At 71.7% G+C, this 18,317-nt stretch carries 20 protein-coding genes; 15 read left to right on the top strand and 5 right to left on the bottom strand.

The window, feature by feature from the left end; all coding sequences use genetic code 11:
• Window positions 1–19: 19 nt before the first annotated feature.
• Complete coding sequence (locus GSF22_RS00260) at window positions 20–385, bottom strand: cupin (protein WP_208810532.1); 366 nt, start codon at window positions 383–385, stop codon at window positions 20–22.
• Window positions 386–545: 160 nt separating this feature from the next.
• On the opposite strand from GSF22_RS00260, the gene GSF22_RS00255 reads away from it, so the two are divergent.
• Window positions 546–1,442 carry a DUF817 domain-containing protein gene (locus tag GSF22_RS00255; protein WP_208810531.1) on the top strand — a complete coding sequence of 299 codons (897 nt, stop codon included), beginning with the start codon at window positions 546–548 and terminating at the stop codon, window positions 1,440–1,442.
• Between the two features lie 38 nt (window positions 1,443–1,480).
• Here GSF22_RS00255 and GSF22_RS00250 read toward each other — a convergent pair whose 3' ends face one another.
• Window positions 1,481–2,212, bottom strand: a complete 732-nt coding sequence (locus GSF22_RS00250; protein ID WP_208810530.1) for a helix-turn-helix transcriptional regulator — start codon at window positions 2,210–2,212, stop codon at window positions 1,481–1,483.
• A gap of 218 nt (window positions 2,213–2,430) precedes the next feature.
• Between GSF22_RS00250 and GSF22_RS00245 the strand changes: the two genes are divergently transcribed.
• Window positions 2,431–2,865: a hemerythrin domain-containing protein gene (locus GSF22_RS00245; protein ID WP_208810529.1), complete on the top strand. Its 435-nt coding sequence runs from the start codon at window positions 2,431–2,433 to the stop codon at window positions 2,863–2,865.
• 31 nt (window positions 2,866–2,896) lie between these two features.
• Here the strand turns inward: GSF22_RS00245 and GSF22_RS00240 are convergent, their stop codons facing one another.
• Window positions 2,897–3,490: a LysE/ArgO family amino acid transporter gene (locus GSF22_RS00240; RefSeq protein WP_208810528.1), complete on the bottom strand. Its 594-nt coding sequence runs from the start codon at window positions 3,488–3,490 to the stop codon at window positions 2,897–2,899.
• Between the two features lie 69 nt (window positions 3,491–3,559).
• On the opposite strand from GSF22_RS00240, the gene GSF22_RS00235 reads away from it, so the two are divergent.
• From GSF22_RS00235 to allB, 13 genes are all read left to right on the top strand, one after another.
• Entirely contained in the window at window positions 3,560–4,444 is an 885-nt protein-coding gene (locus GSF22_RS00235; RefSeq protein WP_208810527.1) for a LysR family transcriptional regulator ArgP, read from the top strand.
• Window positions 4,445–4,713: 269 nt separating this feature from the next.
• Window positions 4,714–5,295 (top strand): IS607 family transposase, encoded by a 582-nt coding sequence (locus GSF22_RS00230; RefSeq protein ID WP_208810526.1) that lies wholly within the window; start codon window positions 4,714–4,716, stop codon window positions 5,293–5,295.
• Complete coding sequence (tnpB, locus tag GSF22_RS00225; RefSeq protein ID WP_208810525.1) at window positions 5,292–6,671, top strand: IS607 family element RNA-guided endonuclease TnpB; 1,380 nt, start codon at window positions 5,292–5,294, stop codon at window positions 6,669–6,671. The genes GSF22_RS00230 and tnpB overlap by 4 nt, the downstream gene beginning before the upstream one ends.
• A gap of 18 nt (window positions 6,672–6,689) precedes the next feature.
• Window positions 6,690–7,292 (top strand): nucleotidyltransferase family protein, encoded by a 603-nt coding sequence (locus tag GSF22_RS00220; RefSeq protein WP_208810524.1) that lies wholly within the window; start codon window positions 6,690–6,692, stop codon window positions 7,290–7,292.
• A 43-nt stretch (window positions 7,293–7,335) separates the two neighbouring features.
• Window positions 7,336–8,472, top strand: coding sequence for an XdhC family protein (locus tag GSF22_RS00215; protein WP_208810523.1), 1,137 nt, complete (start codon window positions 7,336–7,338; stop codon window positions 8,470–8,472).
• Between the two features lie 140 nt (window positions 8,473–8,612).
• Complete coding sequence (uraD, locus tag GSF22_RS00210; protein WP_244365608.1) at window positions 8,613–9,068, top strand: 2-oxo-4-hydroxy-4-carboxy-5-ureidoimidazoline decarboxylase; 456 nt, start codon at window positions 8,613–8,615, stop codon at window positions 9,066–9,068.
• Window positions 9,065–9,382 (top strand): hydroxyisourate hydrolase, encoded by a 318-nt coding sequence (gene uraH, locus GSF22_RS00205; RefSeq protein WP_208810521.1) that lies wholly within the window; start codon window positions 9,065–9,067, stop codon window positions 9,380–9,382. The genes uraD and uraH overlap by 4 nt, the downstream gene beginning before the upstream one ends.
• Entirely contained in the window at window positions 9,382–10,200 is an 819-nt protein-coding gene (gene pucL, locus GSF22_RS00200; protein WP_208810520.1) for a factor-independent urate hydroxylase, read from the top strand. The genes uraH and pucL overlap by 1 nt, the downstream gene beginning before the upstream one ends.
• On the top strand, window positions 10,197–11,063 hold the full coding sequence (locus GSF22_RS00195) for an FAD binding domain-containing protein (RefSeq protein WP_208810519.1): 867 nt from the start codon (window positions 10,197–10,199) through the stop codon (window positions 11,061–11,063). The genes pucL and GSF22_RS00195 overlap by 4 nt, the downstream gene beginning before the upstream one ends.
• Window positions 11,054–11,518, top strand: coding sequence for a (2Fe-2S)-binding protein (locus GSF22_RS00190; protein ID WP_208810518.1), 465 nt, complete (start codon window positions 11,054–11,056; stop codon window positions 11,516–11,518). The genes GSF22_RS00195 and GSF22_RS00190 overlap by 10 nt, the downstream gene beginning before the upstream one ends.
• Complete coding sequence (locus GSF22_RS00185; protein ID WP_208810517.1) at window positions 11,515–12,852, top strand: 8-oxoguanine deaminase; 1,338 nt, start codon at window positions 11,515–11,517, stop codon at window positions 12,850–12,852. The genes GSF22_RS00190 and GSF22_RS00185 overlap by 4 nt, the downstream gene beginning before the upstream one ends.
• On the top strand, window positions 12,849–15,047 hold the full coding sequence (locus GSF22_RS00180) for a molybdopterin cofactor-binding domain-containing protein (protein WP_307803654.1): 2,199 nt from the start codon (window positions 12,849–12,851) through the stop codon (window positions 15,045–15,047). The genes GSF22_RS00185 and GSF22_RS00180 overlap by 4 nt, the downstream gene beginning before the upstream one ends.
• Window positions 15,044–16,423, top strand: a complete 1,380-nt coding sequence (allB, locus tag GSF22_RS00175) for an allantoinase AllB (RefSeq protein WP_208810516.1) — start codon at window positions 15,044–15,046, stop codon at window positions 16,421–16,423. Before GSF22_RS00180 ends, allB begins: the two co-directional genes overlap by 4 nt.
• On the opposite strand, the gene GSF22_RS00170 is transcribed toward allB, so the two are convergent.
• Together GSF22_RS00170 and GSF22_RS00165 are read right to left on the bottom strand one after the other, a co-directional pair.
• On the bottom strand, window positions 16,388–17,488 hold the full coding sequence (locus GSF22_RS00170) for a PucR family transcriptional regulator (RefSeq protein WP_208810515.1): 1,101 nt from the start codon (window positions 17,486–17,488) through the stop codon (window positions 16,388–16,390). The genes allB and GSF22_RS00170 overlap by 36 nt on opposite strands.
• Window positions 17,485–18,270: a thioesterase II family protein gene (locus GSF22_RS00165; protein ID WP_208810514.1), complete on the bottom strand. Its 786-nt coding sequence runs from the start codon at window positions 18,268–18,270 to the stop codon at window positions 17,485–17,487. The genes GSF22_RS00170 and GSF22_RS00165 overlap by 4 nt, the downstream gene beginning before the upstream one ends.
• Window positions 18,271–18,317 lie beyond the last annotated feature (47 nt).

Below are 18,317 nucleotides of genomic sequence, written 5' to 3'. Positions count from 1 at the left end.
CGCAGCCCCGCCGGTCCGGTTACCGGTCGCCGCCCACGAGGTTCTCCCCCAGGCACTTCAGCTCGACCAGCCGGCTGCGGTACCGGGTGGTGCCGTGGTTGGTAAGCATGTGCACCTCCCCCGGCTCGCGGTAGACCACGCCGCCGACGGCCTCGTGCACCAGTCGCGGGTCGCCACCGGCCAGCGCGTCGATCCGGTTGTCGGCGGCTTCCAGCGCGATCACCAGGTACGGGTTGAGGTGGTGGTGCCAGGGCTGCTGTTCACCGGGCTCCAGGGTGATCTCCCAGACCCGCACCTGGTCGTTCTCGAAGACCACCTGCTGGCCGACGGCGCCCAACTCGACCCGGCTCCCGTCCGGCGCGGTCGCGTGCCCGTAGTTGCTCACGGTGTTTCCTTTCGTGGACGGTACGACCTGGCAGGGGTGTCCTGCATGATCATTTTTATCAAATGCCAGACGTCCGGCCCGGTCAAGACCTGTTCCGGTCACGCCATCCGGCCCGTACCGGCGGCACGTCGAAGGGGGGAGCGCGATAGCGTCCACCGCGATGGCCACGCCTGTCGTACCTCCCACCCTGACCACAGCCGAGCGGTCGATCGAGGCCCGGGTCCGGGTGATCCTGGCCCGGCTGCCCCGGCGCGGACCGGGTGCGTGGTTGACCGAGTTCCTGGTGTTCGGGCTCAAGCAGGCCTGGGCGTGCGTGTTCGGCGGGGCGATGCTGGCGGTCATCGTCGCGGCGCGCCTGTGGTACCCGACGGAGGCCGCCCTCGCCCGCAACGACGCCCTGACCATCGCCGCCGTCGCGATCCAGGTCGCCATGGTGGCCGGTCGCCTGGAGACGCTGCGGGAACTGCGGGTCGTGGTCCTGTTCCACCTCGTCGGCACGGTGATGGAGCTGTTCAAGACCGAGGTGGGTTCGTGGTCCTACCCGCCCGACGGTCTCCTGCGGGTCGGCGCGGTGCCGTTGTTCAGCGGTTTCATGTACGCCGCGGTCGGCTCCTACCTGGTCCGCGTCCACCGGCTGTTCGACCTGCGTTTCGCGCGGTACCCGAGGCGCTGGGTGACTGCGCTCCTGGCGGTCGCCATCTATGCCAACTTCTTCACCAACCACTACGTGACCGACGTCCGGTGGCTGCTCGTCGGCGCGGTCGCGGTGGTGTTCGGCCGCTGTGTGATGCACTTCCGGGTCTTCCGGCTGCGGTGGCGGATGCCCCTGCTGCTGGCCTTCCTCCTCGTCGCCTTCTTCATCTGGCTCGCGGAGAACATCGCCACCTGGTCACATGCCTGGCTCTACCCGAGCCAACTGGACGGCTGGCACACCGTGTCGCCGTCGAAGCTCGCGTCGTGGTTCCTCCTCATGATCATTTCGGTGGTACTGGTCACCTGGATCTCACCGCCCCAGCCGCCCGACGACCGACCGTCGACCACGCCGACGGCGACCTGACCGCGACGCGCGGCCCGACCGCCGGCCATCCTGGGCGATCAGTTCGTCGTGGTTTCCCCACCCGGAGCGTCCGACGGAGGTCCGGGCGGGAGGGACAGGCGCACGACGCAGGCGGTCGGCGCGCCGAACGGCTCCAGCACGGCGTCGCTCGGCGGAGCGCCGGCGTGCTCCAGTGCGCCGCGTAGGACGCCGACATGCAGGCCGCAGATGGCATCGGGGTTGCGGGCGACCAGTTCGAGGAACGGACAGGTGGACAGGTGGATCTCGGTGCCTCCGTCGGCCGTGGGGTGCAGGGCGGGGTTGAAGCCCAGCCCGCGCAGCACCGCCAGCAGGGTGTCGACGGGTTTCCCGCCCGGCGGCGTGGCCGCAGCAAGGTGGCGTCCCCAGTCGTGGCCGACCCGGGCGGCCTCGGCCCGGACGTCACCTCGGCCGCGCCGGGAGAGGTGGTCGAGCAGGGCGGCGGCGAGCGCGCGGTACGGCGCCGGCGCGGGGGTCTCCTCGGTGATCACCCGGTAGCGCCACGCCGGGCGTTCCGGCTGTCCGCCGCTGGCCCGCGCCCTGACGAGCAGTCGCGCGTCGACGAGGCGGTCGAGGTGGTCACGCGCGGTGGAGGGATGCAGACCGGTCCGCTCGCCGACCTCGGCGATGGTCAGGCCACTGTCGGCGGCGCGCACCAGCTCCAGGATCCGGGCCCGGCTCGCGGTACCGAGCGCCCGGTGCCGGGCGGCGTCGACGACCTCCCCGGTCGGCCCGGTTCTGGGGGTTTCCACGGTGAATGACGTTACAACGACAGACGGCGGGAGAACCGGTCGAGGGTGCGGTGTCACACCCGCCTCGACCGCCGGCGCCACGGTCCAGGCCGTCGTGCCCACCGACGGCGCAAGGCGGGCCTGCCGTCCCGACGCGCCGGGCCTTCCGGCTCTACCCGCCGAGGTTCTCCGGACAAGGATGGAACCAGAGTCGTCGTCCTGGACCGAGGAGGAATCCGATGTGCTCCTACTGCGGCTGCCGGGACTTCCCGTTGGTCGGTCGGCTGTCGGCCGAGCACGAGGCGATCGCGAACGCCGCCGGGCAGCTGGCCCGGGCGGTACGGACCGGCGACGGGGCCGTCGCGGCGCTCGACGACCTGCTCGCGCTCCTCCTGCCGCACACCGCCACCGAGGAGAACGGGCTCTTCAGCGAGCTGAGGGCCGAAGGGAGCCTGGCCGAGGCGGTCGACCTGCTCTGCGCGGAGCACGACGACATCCACGGGGTGCTGGGACGCGTCGACCGGGCCGACCCCGACTGGGAGCCGGTCCTCGCCGCTCTCGACCGGTTGCGCCGCCACATCGACCACGAGGAGAACGGCCTGTTCCCCGCTGCGGTGATCGCCCTGCCGATCGACGCCTGGGACCGGGTCACCCCGGCGACCGTCGACCGCTGAACACCAGGCCGGAGTCGGCGCGCGGGGTCGGTCAGCCGACGGCCAGCGACACCCCGAGGGCGGCCATCACGGCGGCGATCGCCCCGTCCACGACCCGCCACGCCGCCGGCCGGGCCAGCAGGGGCGCCAGCCGGCGGGCGCCGAACCCCAGCCCGGTGAACCACACGAGGCTCGCCGTCGCCGCCCCGCCGCCGAACGCCCATCGGTTGGGATCGTGGTGGGCGACCGTGCCGAGCAGGACCACGGTGTCCAGGTAGACGTGCGGGTTGAGGAAGGTGAACGCCAGGCAGGCCAGCAGCGTCGCGCGGAGGGTGGCCGGCGGACGGTCGAGTGGGGTCAGGGCGGCGGGTCGCAGGGCCCGGCGGGCCGCCAGCAGGGCGTACCCGAGCAGGAAGGCCGCGCCGCCCCACCGCACCGCCGTCAGGACGGCGGGCGCGTCGGCCAGTACCGCGCCGAGGCCGGCGATACCGGCGGTCATCAGCGCGGCGTCGGCGGTCACGCAGACCGCCACGACCGGCAGTACGTGTTCCCGGCGTAGTCCCTGGCGGAGCACGAAGGCGTTCTGCGCCCCGATGGCGACGATCAACGCGAGGGAGAAGCCGAATCCGGCCAGCAGTGAACCCACGTCCGCCACGCTAGGCCGACCCCTTCGTGCACTCCAGCTAAAGATTCTTCAGTACCGTTAGCATCTCTTATGGCACTCGACCCGGTTCAGCTCGCCACGTTCCAGGCGGTCATCGAGCACGGCAGCTTCGACGCGGCGGCGCGGGCCCTGCACGTCACCCCGTCGGCGGTCAGTCAGCGCATCAAGGCGTTGGAACAGGTCGTCGGACAGGTGCTCGTCCGCCGGGCGCGACCGTGCACGCCGACGGCCGCCGGAGAGCCCCTGGTACGCCTCGGCGGGCAGGTGGCGCTGCTGGAGCACGAGGCCCTCAACGCCGCGCGGGGCACCCTGGGCGGTCGCCAGGCCCGCACCCGGGTCGCTGTCGTGGTCAACGCGGACTCCCTCGCCGGCTGGTTCCTGCCCGTCCTCACCGCCCTGCCCGACGTCGACTTCGACCTGCACACCGACGACGAGGGGCACACGGCGGAGCTGCTGCGGGCCGGCACCGTGATGGCTGCGGTGACCACCGAACAGGTCGCCGTGCAGGGGTGCCGGGTGCTACCGCTCGGCGCGATGCGCTATCTCGCGGTCGCCACTCCGGCGCGCCACGCGACGTGGTTCGCCGGACGTGACCCGGCGGCCGCGTTCGCGACCGCACCCATGATCCGCTTCAACCGCAAGGACACCCTTCAGCATCGCTTCGTCCGCATGGTCACGCACCGTGACGTCGACCCGCCGACGCACTTCGTGCCGGCGTCCGCGAGCTTCACCGAGGCGATCCGGCTCGGCCTCGGCTGGGGTCTCGTACCTGAGGGCGTCGCCCGCGCCGACCTCGCCGCCGGCAGGCTCGTCGACCTGACCGTGGGACACCACCTGGACGTGCCGCTCCACTGGCAGTACTGGCGGCTGGAGTCGACGGCACTGTCGGGGCTGACGGCGGCGGTCCGGGCGGCAGCCGCGACCGCGCTGCGGTAGCAGCCGCCCGGAAGGTCGGATCGGGCCTGCGAGGCGCGGTCCGGACAAGTCCTGGGCGTCGCACCGACGGTCAGATCGACCTTTGACTCGGCCGTCCGGATATGCAAACGTACTCGCGATGGGACTGTGGGTAGTTCCGGGCTGTCGTCACACCAGCCAACCCTGACCGTTCGCCATACCGGCATGGTCGCCGATCCGGCAGCAAGGGGGACGTTGGCTGCTGGTGTGTCGGGCGTCTATGGCGCTCTTCAAGTGGCTGGGATGCTCGCGTGAACCTTAAGGAGTGGGCGGCGTTGACCGGCATCGCGTACATCACCGCTCGGCGGCAGTACGCCGCTGGGACGCTGCCTGTTCCCACCTACCGGATCGGTCGGCTGATCATGGTCGGTGAACCGGTCACCGGCACGTCGGCCGGGACCGGGCAGACCGTGGTGTACGCCCGGGTGTCATCGGCCGACCAGATACCTGACCTGGATCGGCAGGTTGCCCGGGTGACGGTGTGGGCCACCGGGCGGAGACTCGGCGTTGACCGGGTGGTGACCGAGGTCGGATCCGTGTTGGACGGGCAGCGCGAGAAGTTCCTCGCGTTGCTGCGTGACCCACAGGTGTCAACGATCGTGGTGGAGCACCGGGACCGGTTCGCCCGGTTCGGGGGCGAGTACGTCGAAGCCGCTCTGTCCGCGCAGGGCCGGCGTCTGCTGGTGGTCGACCCGGCTGGGGTCGATGACGACCTGGTTGCAGACGTGACCGAGATCCTGACCTCGCTGTGCGCCCGCCTGTACGGCCGTCGCGCTGCGGCGAACCGTGCCCGCCGGGCGGTCGAAGCCGTCACTGGGAGCGGCCCGGCGTGAAGACGATCCAGGCGTACCGGTTCGCCCTCGACCTCACCTCGCGCCAGGAACGCGACCTCCTCGCGCACGCGGGGGCGGCCCGGGTCGCCCACAACTGGGCGCTCGCGAAGGTCAAGGCCGTGATGGACCAGCGCAGCGCCGAACGCTCGTACGGTGTGCCAGACGAGTTGCTGACGCCTTCACTGCACTGGTCGCTGGCCGGTCTTCGGAAGGCGTGGAACGCTGCGAAACCCGTAGTCGCGCCGTGGTGGGGCGAGGTGTCCAAGGAGGCGTTCAACACCGGTCTCGACGCGCTCGCTCGCGGGCTGAGGAACTGGGTCGACTCCCGCGAAGGCGCGCGGGCTGGGCGTCCGGTCGGTTTTCCCCGGTTCAAGTCCCGCCGCCGCACCACACCATCGGTGCGGTTCACGACCGGTGCGATCCGGGTCGAGCCGGACCGTCAGCATGTGGTGCTGCCCCGGCTGGGCCGGTTGAAGTTGCACGAGTCCGCACGCAGACTGGCCCGCCGGTTGGACAACGGGACCGCACGGATCATGTCCGCGACCGTGCGCCGTGACGGCGGCCGGTGGCACGTCGCGTTCTGCGTTGAGGTCGAGCGGGCCGACCGCCGTCCCATCCGGCCACAGTCGGTCGTCGGTGTCGACGTCGGGATCACACACCTCGCGGTGCTGTCCACCGGCGAACTCGTACCGAACCCGCGCCACCTGGCGGACGCACAGCAGCGGATGCGCTCGCTGGGCCGATCCCTGTCGCGCAGGATCGGCCCGGACCGGCGTACCGGCCGACGCCCGTCGAAGCGGTGGGAACGAGTGGCGGCCCGGCTCGGCCGCGCGCACGCCCGGGTGGCGAACCTACGCCGCGACGGCCTGCACAAGCTCACCACCCGACTCGCCCGTGAGCACGGCACGATCGTGGTGGAAGACCTCAACGTCGCCGGCATGCTGCGTAACCGCAGGCTGGCCCGGCACATTGCCGACGCCGGATTCGCGGAGATCCGCCAGCAGTTGACGTACAAGACCTCGTGGAACGGTGGCCGGCTCGTGGTGGTCGACCGCTGGTACCCGTCCTCGAAGACCTGCTCGGGCTGCGGCGCGGTGAAAGCCAAGCTCGCCCTGTCCGAACGCGAGTACGAATGCCAGGCGTGCGGTCTGCTCCTCGACCGGGACCGCAACGCCGCCCGCAACCTGGCCGCCTTGGCGGCTGAGTACGACACCGCCGGGAGTGGCCCGGTGGCAGCACGTGGAGCCGACCAGAAGACCCGCGTACGCGGGCGGGTGGCGTTGAAGCGTGAACCCGGCACGGCATCCACCGGTCAGACCGGGACTGTCCTACCGCGAGGCAGGACTACCAACCGTGTGCTCACTAAAGCACACTGAGAGGTAACGGACCGGGTGATGGTCGTGGGGGGCCTCGTGTTGGCCGCCGGGGCGGGCCGCAGAATGGGCGCCCCGAAGGCTCTGCTGCGGCTACGCGGCACGACCCTGGCCGATCGTACGCTGCGGATCGCGCGCGACGGCGGCTGTGACCCGGCGGTCGTCGTCCTCGGTGCGCAGGCTGACCGGGTACGTGCCGCTGCGGACCTGACGGGCGCGACCGTCCTCGTCAACGCGGACTGGGAGAGCGGACTCGGATCCTCGCTACGCGCCGGGCTGGCCGCACTCGCCGGGACCCGGGCGGTGGCAGCCCTGGTCCTACTCGTCGACACGCCGGGCGTCAGCGCGGCGGCGGTCCGGCGCGTCCTGGCCCGTGGTGACCGGCGGGCACTGGTGTGCGCGACGTACGACGGTCAGCGCCGTCACCCGATACTCCTCGGCCGGGACCACTGGACCGCCGTCGCCGCGCTCGCCGAGGGTGACGTGGGCGCCCGACCGTATCTGAGCTCGGCTGGCGTGGCCGTGGCAGAGGTTCCCTGCGACGACGTCGCCGACCCGACTGATCTGGACACCGTCGAGGACGCCTGGCGTTGTGGGGTGGACCTGGGTGGGGCAACACCGTGAAGGTCACCACGACGGTGGCACCCGCCACGATCGTCAGGCGGCGATGAGCGTGCACGACGTGCTCGGCGAACTCGTACGGTGGTGGCTCGCGGACCAGCCGGTCGCGATGGCCACGGTCGTCGCCACCTGGCGCAGTGCCCCGAGACAGCCCGGCGCCACGATGCTCGTCGGCCCGGACGGCACAGCGGTGGGCAGCGTGTCCGGCGGATGCGTCGAAGCCGCTGTCTACGACCTCGGGCTGGCGGTGACCGATTCGGGTGAGCCGCGGCTGGCCCGGTACGGGGTGAGTGACGACGACGCATTCGAGGTCGGGCTGACCTGCGGCGGCACCGTCGAGATCTTCGTCGAGCGGATCGACCGGGCCTCGTACCCGGAGTTCGGGCAGGTCGCAGAAGCGATCTCGGCAGGTCGACCCGTCGCGGTGGCGACGGTGGTGCACGGCGACGCCGACCGGCTGGGCCGGCGGCTCGTCGTCTGGCCCGACCGGCGCGCCGGCGGGCTCGGCTCGACCTCGCTGGACGATGCGGTGGCCGCAGACGTCCAGGGCATGCTGGTCGGCGGACGGAACGGTTCGTTGCGGTACGGTTCCGCCGGCGAGCGACTGGGTGGGGAGCTGACCGTCTTCGTCTCCTCGTTCGCCCCGCCGCCACGGATGATCATCTTCGGTGCGATCGATTTCGGTGCGGCGCTCGCCCGCCTGGGTGGATTCCTCGGCTACCGGGTCACCGTCTGTGATGCCCGACCGGTGTTCGCGACCTCCCGCCGGTTCCCCGGCGTCGAGGTCGTGGTCGACTGGCCGCACCGCTACCTGACCGGGGAGATCGACGCGGGTCACGTCGATTCGCGCACCGTCGTGTGCGTTCTCACCCACGATCCCAAGTTCGACGTACCGGCGCTGCGGGTCGCGCTGGCGCAGCCCTTCGCGTACGTCGGGGCGATGGGGTCACGGCGCACACACACGGACCGCGTCGCCCGGCTGCGGCAGGAGGGCGTACCACCGGAGCAGCTCAACCGGCTCGCCTCGCCGATCGGCCTCGACCTCGGCGGGCGTACGCCCGAGGAGACGGCCGTGAGCATCGTGGCGGAGATCGTCGCCCGTCGGTCGGGCGGCAGTGGTCGACGACTGTCGGAGCTGGACGGCCCCGTCCACGGGCAGCCGGGCAGTCCGGACGGAACCTGACCCGCGGGCACCGCCGACCGTCCGTAGCGACGCCTGCACTTGGCAGATCATCCAGGGGACAGCCGGACGACGCCCTCTCGGCTCTGACGATTGCACCGTTCCGGCCGCCCCGATCCGCCGGTTGACTGACGGTCATGCAGATGGAGGAGCTTCTGGCCTGTTGCGCAGCACCCCGCTGGGCGCGCATGGTGGCCGACGGCTCGCCGTACCGGGATCAGGAGGCGCTGCTCGCCGCCGTCGACGCCGCTTTCGCCGACCTGAGCTGGGTCGAGGTCGAGCAGGCGTTGAGCACCCATCCGCGTATCGGCGACCGGCTCGACGGCACGTCCCGGGAGGCCGCCTGGTCCCGGCGGGAGCAGGCGGGTGTGTCCCGCTCCGACCTGACCGTCGCCGAGCGGCTCGCCGCTGCGAACCGGGCGTACGAGGGCCGGTTCGGGCACGTCTTCCTGGTCTGCGCGGACGGTATGACGGCGGACCAGATCATCGCGGCCGCCCATCGGCGCCTCGGCAACGACGTCGACACCGAGCGGGCGGTGGTCCGCACCGAACTGGCGGCGATCACCCGTTTGCGGCTGTCCCGGCTGGGCGCGTCATGAACCTGTCCACGCATGTCCTGGACACCTCCGTGGGTGAGCCGGTCGCCGGGCTTCCGGTGAGCCTGCATCGTCTGGACGGGCGCGGTTGGACGGCTCTCGCCGCGGGCGTCACCGACTCCGACGGTCGTTGGGAGCACCTCGTCGACTGGTACGCCGGCCGGCACCGGTTGACGTTCGACATCAGCGCCCACCGGGGCGCCGGCACGTTCTTCCCCTGCGTCGCCGTGGAGTTCGACGTCACCGGCGCCGACCGGCGGACGCACATCCCGCTGCTGATCAGCGAGTTCGGCTACACGACCTACCGGGGGTGCTGATGAGAATCGGAGCCAACAGTTACGGCAAGTCCGAGTGCCGCCTCGTTCGGATCGACCGACGGGCACGGGCGCATCGGATCCAGGACCTGACGGTCAGCACCAGTCTGGCCGGCAGTCTGGACAAGGTGCACCTCGACGGTGACAACACCGGTGTACTGCCCACGGACTCGCAGAAGAACACGGTCTACGGTTTCGCCCGCAGGGGCATCGACTCCATCGAGGCGTTCGGGTTGGAACTCGCCCGCCATTTCGTGGACACCCAGCATTCGATTCATCGCGCAACCGTCGCCATCGAGCAGACGATGTGGCACCCCGTGGACGACATATCCTTTCGCCGTGGCGGGGAGCTGACCCGGATCGCGACCGTCCGGGTCGACGGACCGCAGGCCGAGGTGACCGGTGGGCTGACGGGGTTGACGCTGTTGAAGTCGACCGATTCGGAGTTCCAGGGCTTCGCCCGCGACCGTTTCACCACCCTCCCGCCGGCCGCCGATCGGGTGTTGGCCACCTCCGTCGACGCGCGCTGGCGCTTCGGCCGGATCGAGGGCGTCGACTGGGACAAGGTCTTCGACCTCGCCCACCAGGCCCTGGTGCAGGCGTTCGCCGGCACGTACTCCCGCTCGCTCCAGCAGACCCTGTACGCCATGGGCGAGGCGGCACTGGATGCCTGCCCGGAGCTGACGGAGATCCACCTCAGCCTGCCGAACAAGCACCACTTCCTGGTGGATCTGACCCCGTTCGGAATGGACAACCCCGACGTGGTCTACTACGCGGCCGACCGCCCGTACGGTCTCATCGAGGGCACGGTGAGCCGGTGACCTTCCACTCCCCCACCCGGTGGGCCGATGCGCTGGCCGTCCGGGCCGAACATCCACAGGCCGTTCCGATCGCAGGTGGCACCGACGCCATGGTGGAGTTGAACTCCGGTCGCCGTCGACCTGACCGCCTGCTCGACCTGTCCCGTATCGCCGAGGTGTCCGGCTGGGACACGGACGGCGGCACCGTACGGGCCGGCGCCGGGATCACCCACACGGCAATCGTGGCGCAGCTCGCCGAGTCAGCCCCGGCCCTGGCGCAGGCCGCATCGACGGTCGGTTCGCCACAGATCCGCAACCGGGCGACACTGGGTGGCAACATCGCCACCGCCAGCCCGGCCGGCGACACGCTGCCAACGTTGCTGGCCTGTGGTGCCGCCGTCGAGCTGCACTCGGTGGGCGGGGCACGCACGGTCGCCCTCGCCGACTTCGTCACCGGGCCGAAACGTACGCAGCTGGCCCCGGACGAGCTGATCGCCGCCGTTCTGTTCCCGGCAGCGACCGGACCACAGCACTTCAGTAAGGTCGGTGTCCGCGCCGCGATGATCATCGCGGTCTGCTCCTTCGCCGTTGCCCTGTTTCCCGACCGACGTTCGGTCGGCACCGGCATCGGCGCGGCCGCGCCAACGCCCCGCGCGGCGGTCGAGGCCCAGGACTTCGCCGCCGAGGTGTTGCCCTGGGACAGCTTGGGCCACCTCGACCCGGCAGTCGCCGGGTACTTCGGCGACCTGGTGGCGAAGGCCGCCGACCCCATCGACGACGTGCGTGGCACCGCGCAGTACCGCCGGCACGCGCTGGCCGTGATCGCCCGCAGGGCGTTGATCTGGGCGTGGGACGATCTACGCGGAGCGGTGCCATGCGGGTGACCGCCACCGTCAACGGCCGCGTCCACTCCGCTGAGGGGGTTCGCCCGACGGAGAGCCTGCTCGACCTGCTGCGCGAGCATCTGCACCTGCCGGGCGCGAAGAACGCCTGCGAGCAGGGCGAGTGTGGTTCGTGCACGGTGTACCTGGACGGCGAGACAGTGTGTGCGTGTCTGGTGGCCGCCGGCCAGGCCGAGGGCCGGGAGGTCGTCACGGTCGAGGGCATCGGCGGGGGGCGGTCGTCCTCCCTCCAGGAGGCGTTCCTGACGTGCGGCGCCGTGCAGTGCGGCTTCTGCACCCCCGGGCTGCTGGTCAGCGCGCACGCCCTGCTGGCCCGGTGTCCGCAGCCGGACGACCGGCAGATCCGCGAGGCGCTGTCGGGCAACCTGTGCCGCTGCACCGGCTACGAGAAGATCATCGAGGCGGTTCGGATGGTGGCCGAGGGCGGTTCCCGATGAGGACGACCTACCAGGATTGCGCGGTCGCCACGGTCGACCCGAACCACAGCCGGTACGCGGACGGCCACGTCGTCGTCGACGAGGGGCGCGTCGTCGCGGTCGGTCCGGGGCGTTACCCGGGCAACGCTGACCGCGTCGTCAGCCTCCCGGGCTGCCTGGCCACGCCCGGCCTGGTGAACACCCATCACCACCTGTACCAGTGGGCGACGCGCGGACTGGCACAGGACGACAACCTGTTCGGCTGGCTGACCGCGCTCTATCCGCGCTGGGCGCGGTTGGACGCGGCCGTGGTGCGGGCGACAACCCGCGCCGGCCTCGCCTGGCTGGCCCTGTCCGGCTGCACCACCAGCACCGACCATCTGTACGTGCACCCGGCCGGCGCGGGTGACCTGTTCGCCGAGCAGGTACGGGCGGCCGGCGAGATCGGGCTACGGTTCCACCCGTGCCGTGGCTCGATGGACCTCGGCGCGTCGAGGGGCGGCCTCCCACCGGACGCGGTCGTCGAATCCACCGACCGCGCGCTCGCGGCCACCGCCGAGGCAATCGACACCTTCCACGACGGCACGCCGGATTCGATGCTCCGCGTCGCCGTCGCGCCCTGCTCGCCGTTCTCGGTCTCCGAGGAGCTGATGCGCGAGAGCGCGGCGCTCGCCCGGGACCGGGGCGTTCGCCTGCACACCCACCTCGCCGAGACGCTTGAGGAGGAACGGTACTGCTTCGAACGCTTCGGCTGTGACCCCGTGGCGTACGCCGAGAAGCTGGGCTGGCTCGGCGATGACGTCTGGCTGGCACACGCCACCCATCTGCCGCCCACCGCCATCGCACGGGTGGCGCTGACCGGCACCGCCGTCGCGCACTGTCCCAGTTCGAACGCGCGCCTCGGCGCGGGCGTCGCCCCGGTGGCAGAGTTGCTGCGGGCCGGCGTCCCGGTGGGGCTGGGCGTGGACGGACCGGCGTCACAGGAGGCCGGACGACTTGGCGCAGAGCTGCGCCAGGCGCTGCTCATGGCGCGGGCCGTCGGCGGCCCTCAGGCGTTGAACGTCGACGACGTGCTGGCGCTGGCGACCATCGGCGGTGCGCGGTGCCTCGGCCGTGCGGCGGAGATCGGCTCACTGGAGCCGGACAAGCTCGCCGACGTGACCTTCTGGGACCTGACCGGTCTCGGGCACGCCGGGATCACCGACCCGGTGGCGGCCCTGGTGCTGGGGCCGTCGGCCCCGGTGCGCCTGCTGCTCGTCGCGGGTCGGCCGGTGGTCGAGCACGGCCTGCTCGCCACCGCGGACGTCGACGAACTGGTCGCCGGTCTGCTCCGGACGAGCCGGAGGCTGGCGTGACGAGCGGCAGCATGGGCAGCAGCCCACGCCGGCCAGACGGCTGGGCCAAGGTGACCGGGACCTTCGCGTTCTCATCCGACCTGAGCATGCCCGGGATGCTCTGGGGCGCCACGGTGCGCAGCCCGCATCCCCGGGCCCGCATCGTCGGCATCGACGTCAGCGGCGCATTGGCGCTGGAGGGTGTCCGGGCCGCGCTGACCCACCTGGACGTGCCGGGCGCGCCCTGCTATGGGCTGGAGCTGCGCGACCAACCGGTGCTGGCGGCGACGGAGGTGCGCTACGAGGGCGAACCGGTCGCCGTCGTGGCGGCCGACGACCCGGACCTGGCTCGCCGCGCCGCCGAGGCCGTGCTCGTGACGTACGCCCCCCTCACCCCGATCGTGGACGCTGAAGCGGCTGCCCGGGGCGAGGGCGAGGCGGTCCACGCGGGCCGGCCGAACCTGCTGCGCCATGTGCCCGTCCGGCGCGGCGACCCGAACGTGGAGGCGCCGGTCGTGGTCACCGGCGAGTACGAGGTCGGCATGCAGGACCAAGCCTTCCTCGGGCCCGAGTCCGGTGTCGCCTACCCGGCCGACGATGGCGGCGTCGACCTGCATGTGGCGACGCAGTGGCTGCACGTGGACCGGGATCAGATTGCCAGTTGCCTCGGTCTTGAGCCGGAGCGGGTACGGCTCACCCTGGCCGGGGTCGGCGGCGCGTTCGGCGGGCGTGAGGACATCTCGATGCAGATCCACGCCTGCCTGCTGGCGCTGCGCACCGGTAGACCGGTGAAGATGGTCTACCGCCGGGAGGAGTCGTTCCGGGGGCATGTGCACCGACACCCCGCCCGGTTGTGGTACGAGCACGGCGCCACCCGTGACGGTCGCCTCGTCTACGTCAGGGCACGCATCGTACTCGACGGCGGGGCCTATGCGTCCAGCTCGATGGCCGTCGCGGCGAACGCGGCCACGTTGGGTGTGGGGCCTTACCGGGTGCCGAACGTACGGATGGACTCCTACGTCGTCTACACCAACAACCCACCGTGCGGGGCGATGCGGGGTTTCGGTGCCGTGCAGGCGTGCTTCGGGTACGAGTCACAGATGGACAGGCTGGCGCACGCGTGTGGGCTGGACCCCGTCGAGCTGCGGCGGCGCAACGCGATGACGACCGGCGATCTCATGCCGACTGGACAGGTCGTGGAGGGGCCCGCCCCCGTCGCCGAGCTGCTGCGGATGGTCGCCGAGCGGCCCGCCGCACCCCGTACCACCGCGTTCGGCGCCTCCGGCGGGCACACCACGCGCGGCGAGGGAGTCGTCCGCGGCGTCGGGTACGGGGTCGGCATCAAGAACGTCTGCTTCTCCGAGGGGTTCGACGACTTCTCCACCGCGCGGGTTCGCCTGGAGCTGCGCGACGGCCGTCCGGTGGTGACCGTACACACCGCCGCTGCCGAGGTCGGTCAGGGACTGGTCACCGTGCAGGGGCAGATCGCCCGTAGCGAACTGGGCGTGCCGGATGTGGTGGTGGCGCCGGCCGACACGGCGGTCGGTAGCGCCGGTTCGTCGTCGGCCTCGCGGCAGACCTATGTGACCGGTGGCGCGGTGCAGGCCGCCTGCCAGGCGGTTCGCCGTCAGGTGGAGGCGACCACCGGTGAGCCCTACGACCCGACCGCACTGCCCCGGCTGCTGGCGCGTACCGGTGCGGTCGAAGAGACCGTGCGGTGGCACCACCGCCCCACCAAGGGGCTCGACCCGCAGACCGGTCAGGGCGACGCGCATGTCCAGTTCGCGTTCGCCGCGCATCGCGCCACCGTCGAGGTGGACGTGGAACTGGGTACGGTCCGGGTGGTGGAAATCGTCACCGCCCAGGACGTCGGTCGGGCGGTACATCCGCAGGCGATCCTCGGGCAGATCCACGGCGGCACCGTTCAGGGCCTGGGTCTGGCGCTGATGGAGGAGATCCAGGTGACCGACGGCGGGATCCGCAACCCGTCGTTCACCGACTACCTCATCCCGACCATCATGGACGTCCCGCAGATGCGGGTGGAGCTGCTGGAGCTTGCCGATCCGCACTCGCCCTACGGGTTACGCGGCGTCGGCGAGCCGCCGGCCATCTCGTCGGCGCCGGCCGTGGTGGCTGCGGTCCGCGCGGCGACCGGAGTCGAGCTGAGCCGGGTGCCGATCCGCCCCCACGACGTCGTGTGGGGGGCCGGGCGATGACCCTGGACCTGGTCATCCGGTCGCGTCGGGCGGTCCTGCCCAACGGTGAGGCCGCTGCGGCGGTGGGGGTACAGGACGGACGGATCGCGGTCGTGGTTCCCTACGGCACCCGGCTGGACACGCTGACCGACCTGGACCTCGGCGATACCGCGTTGCTGCCCGGCATGGTCGACACGCATGTCCATGTCAACGAGCCCGGTCGTACGCACTGGGAGGGTTTCGCCAGTGCCACCCGGGCCGCGGCGGCGGGCGGTGTGACGACCGTCGTGGACATGCCCCTCAACAGTGTTCCCCCGACGACCGACGCTGCCGCGCTCGCCGCCAAGCAGGCCGCTGCACGGGATGTCTGTCACATCGATGTCGGCTTCTGGGGCGGCGTGGTCCCGGGCAATGCTGCCGATCTGCCCGAGCTGCGGGCGGCGGGGGTCTTCGGCTTCAAGGCATTCCTCACCGAGTCGGGTGTGCCGGAGTTCCCGCCGGTGACCGTCGACGAACTCACGGTCGCCGCGATGGCCGTGCCGGGTGCCCTGTTCCTCGTACATGCCGAGGACCCGGACATGCTCCGTGACCCGGTCTCGGGCAGGTACGGGGACTTTCTGGCGTCGCGGCCTCCGGTTGCGGAGGCGTCGGCCATCGCGGCGGTGACCGAGGTGTCCCGACGGACCGGTGCCCGGATGCACATCCTGCACGTGTCGGCTGGGGCCGGCGTCGAGGCGATCGCCGCCGCGCAGCACGAAGGGCTCGCGGTCACGGGTGAGACCTGCCCGCACTACCTGACCCTGACGGCCGACGACGTCTCCGACGGAGCCACCGAGTTCAAGTGCTGCCCACCGATCCGTTCGTGGGCGGATCAGGACGCGCTCTGGGGTGGGCTTCGCGCCGGGGTGATCTCGTGCATCGTCTCCGATCATTCGCCCTCTCCTCCGGAGCTCAAGGCCGGTGGCTTCGACCAGGCGTGGGGCGGGATCGCCTCGGTGCAGCTCAGCCTGCCCGCGGTGTGGACCGAGGCAGCCCGACGTGGTGCTCAGCTCCCTGACGTGGTCCGCTGGCAGAGCGCCAACACCTCGGCCCTCGTCGGCCTGCACGATCGTGGCGCCATCCGGGTCTCCGCCCGCGCCGATCTGGTCGCCTTCGACGCCGACGCCTGGTTCACGGTGGATTCCGGGGATCTGCTGCACCGGCACCCCGTCACCCCGTACGCCGGGCGGCGTCTGCGGGGCGTGGTCCGGCAGACCTGGTTGGCCGGCCGGCCGGTGGGCGGGGACCGGCCGGCCGGACAGTTGGTGACCGCCCGGGCTGCGTCGGCTGCTTTGTCCGCACCGCGGCCCGACGGGTACGGATCATCGGTGGACGGCGTGGCCGGGCAGCAACCGTAGGGCCAGGTAGAGGTCGACCCGGTCGGCGAAGCGGTCCAGATCCCGCCCGGTCAGCGCGGCGATTCGCCCGATGCGGTAGCGCAGCGTGTTGACGTGTAGGTGCAGCAGCTTGGCGGTGCGGTTCCAGGAGCCGTCGCAGGCGAGGAAGGTGTTCAGGGTGTGCAGCAGGTCGGTGCCGTGCTGCTCGTCGTAGCCGTGGACCGGGTCGAGCAGTCGGGCGGCGTAGCTCTGCCGGGCGCGCGCCGGTACTGCCGCCAGCAGCAGGTCGTGGCTACTCACCTCGGTGCTGGCGAGTACGGTGATCCGGTCGCTGCGCGCCTGGGCGTGCGTGTAGGTGTACCGCGCGGCGAGATGGGCGGCGGTCAGGTTGGCGGTGACGGCCGGCTCGCTGACCGCCACCACTACCCGCGTCCCCGGCAGTCCTTCCGCGACGAGCTGCGCCCGGCGGCGCAACCCGGTCCACACACCTGCTGCGGCGATCGCCAGGGATCCGCTGTCCGCCTGCGCGACGGCCGCCCCCGGGGCCAGCTCGGCGAGCACTCCGGCGTCGACCGACGACACCAGGACGACGTGTTCCGCCTCGGGGTCGAGTCCGCAGACCACCATCGCCGGGCCGACGTCGGCCGTACCGGTGACGATGGAGTCCACCAGGCTCCTGGCAGTTCGACGCTCCAGGGATGCGACGCTGTCCAACCGGGCTCGATCGAGGGTCACCAGGTCCACAAGCACGGGATCGGTGTCGTCCCGGCTCGCCACGAAGGGGGCGACGGTGCGGGGCGTACCGGTGCCGGCCAGATGGAACGTGCTGCCGCCCAGGCGAACCCGGCATGGCAGCGCCGGCGCGCGCAGGTACTTCCGGGCCAGTGCGACCGCGTCCCCGTCCGGTAGCGGTCCCCCGGCCAGGACCCGTCCCGTCGGGGACAGTGCCCACGCGTCCGCAGCTGGCCACAGGTCGGCGAGCTCCGACCCGGCGGCCAGCGCAGCGATCAGGCTGCGTCGGCGGTGCAGGTCGGCGACGAACCATCCGGGTGCCGGAGGGCCCGGCGCGGACAGCAGATCAGTCATGACGACCTCCGGGTCGGAGCGGGTCCGGTGGACCCGGCCCAGCTGTCGAGGTGGGACACGACGACGTCGAGCAACTGCGGCAGCGCCTCGGTGTGGTAGAAATGGTCGCCGCCGAAGATCCTGACGCTGACGGGTGCGATGCTGTGGCGCCGCCAACCGGCAAGGTCCGCGGCGGTGACCCCCGGATCCTCGCTGCCGCCGAAGACCGCGATCGGCACAGTCAGCGGCGGACGCTCGGCGAAGACATAGGTCTCACAGACTTCGAGGTCGGCCCGCAGCGGCGGCAACGCCAGTTCCAGCAGATCGGGGAATTCGAAGAGCTCCGGTGGTGTGGCTCCCTGCACACGCAGCATCCCGATCAGTTCCGCGTCGCTGCCGGTGTGGAACCTCCGGCCCGGCCGGTCCCAGCGATCCGGGCTGCGGGCGCTGCTCACCATCAGGCCCATCGGCGCGGGCGCCCCCTGACCGGCCAGCAGCTGTGCTGCTTCGAAGGCCAGCAGGCCGCCCATGCTGTGGCCGAAGAAGGCGTACGGCAGGTCGGCCTCGGCGGCGACGCCCTCGGCTATCTCGGCGGCCAGCTCTGCGGCGCGGCCCCTGGCGGGTTCGCCACTGCGCCCGCCCCGACCGGGCAACTGCACGGCGCACAGCTCGACCGTGCTGGGTAGCAGATCCGCCCACGGCAGATAGGCCGAAGCCGCCCCACCGGCGTGCGGCAGGCAGAACAACCGCATGAGCGGTATGCCGATGCACCGGCGGATCGGTAGCAGTGCGGTGACCGTCATGACACGACCTCCACCGGGCAGGGGTCCGTCATCCGCGGGTGCGGGCA

The organism is Micromonospora echinofusca, assembly GCF_017614955.1.
Lineage (GTDB): Bacteria > Actinomycetota > Actinomycetes > Mycobacteriales > Micromonosporaceae > Micromonospora > Micromonospora echinofusca_A.
Note: the sequence above shows the minus strand (reverse complement) of the source record. Positions and strands in the feature narration are given on the sequence as shown.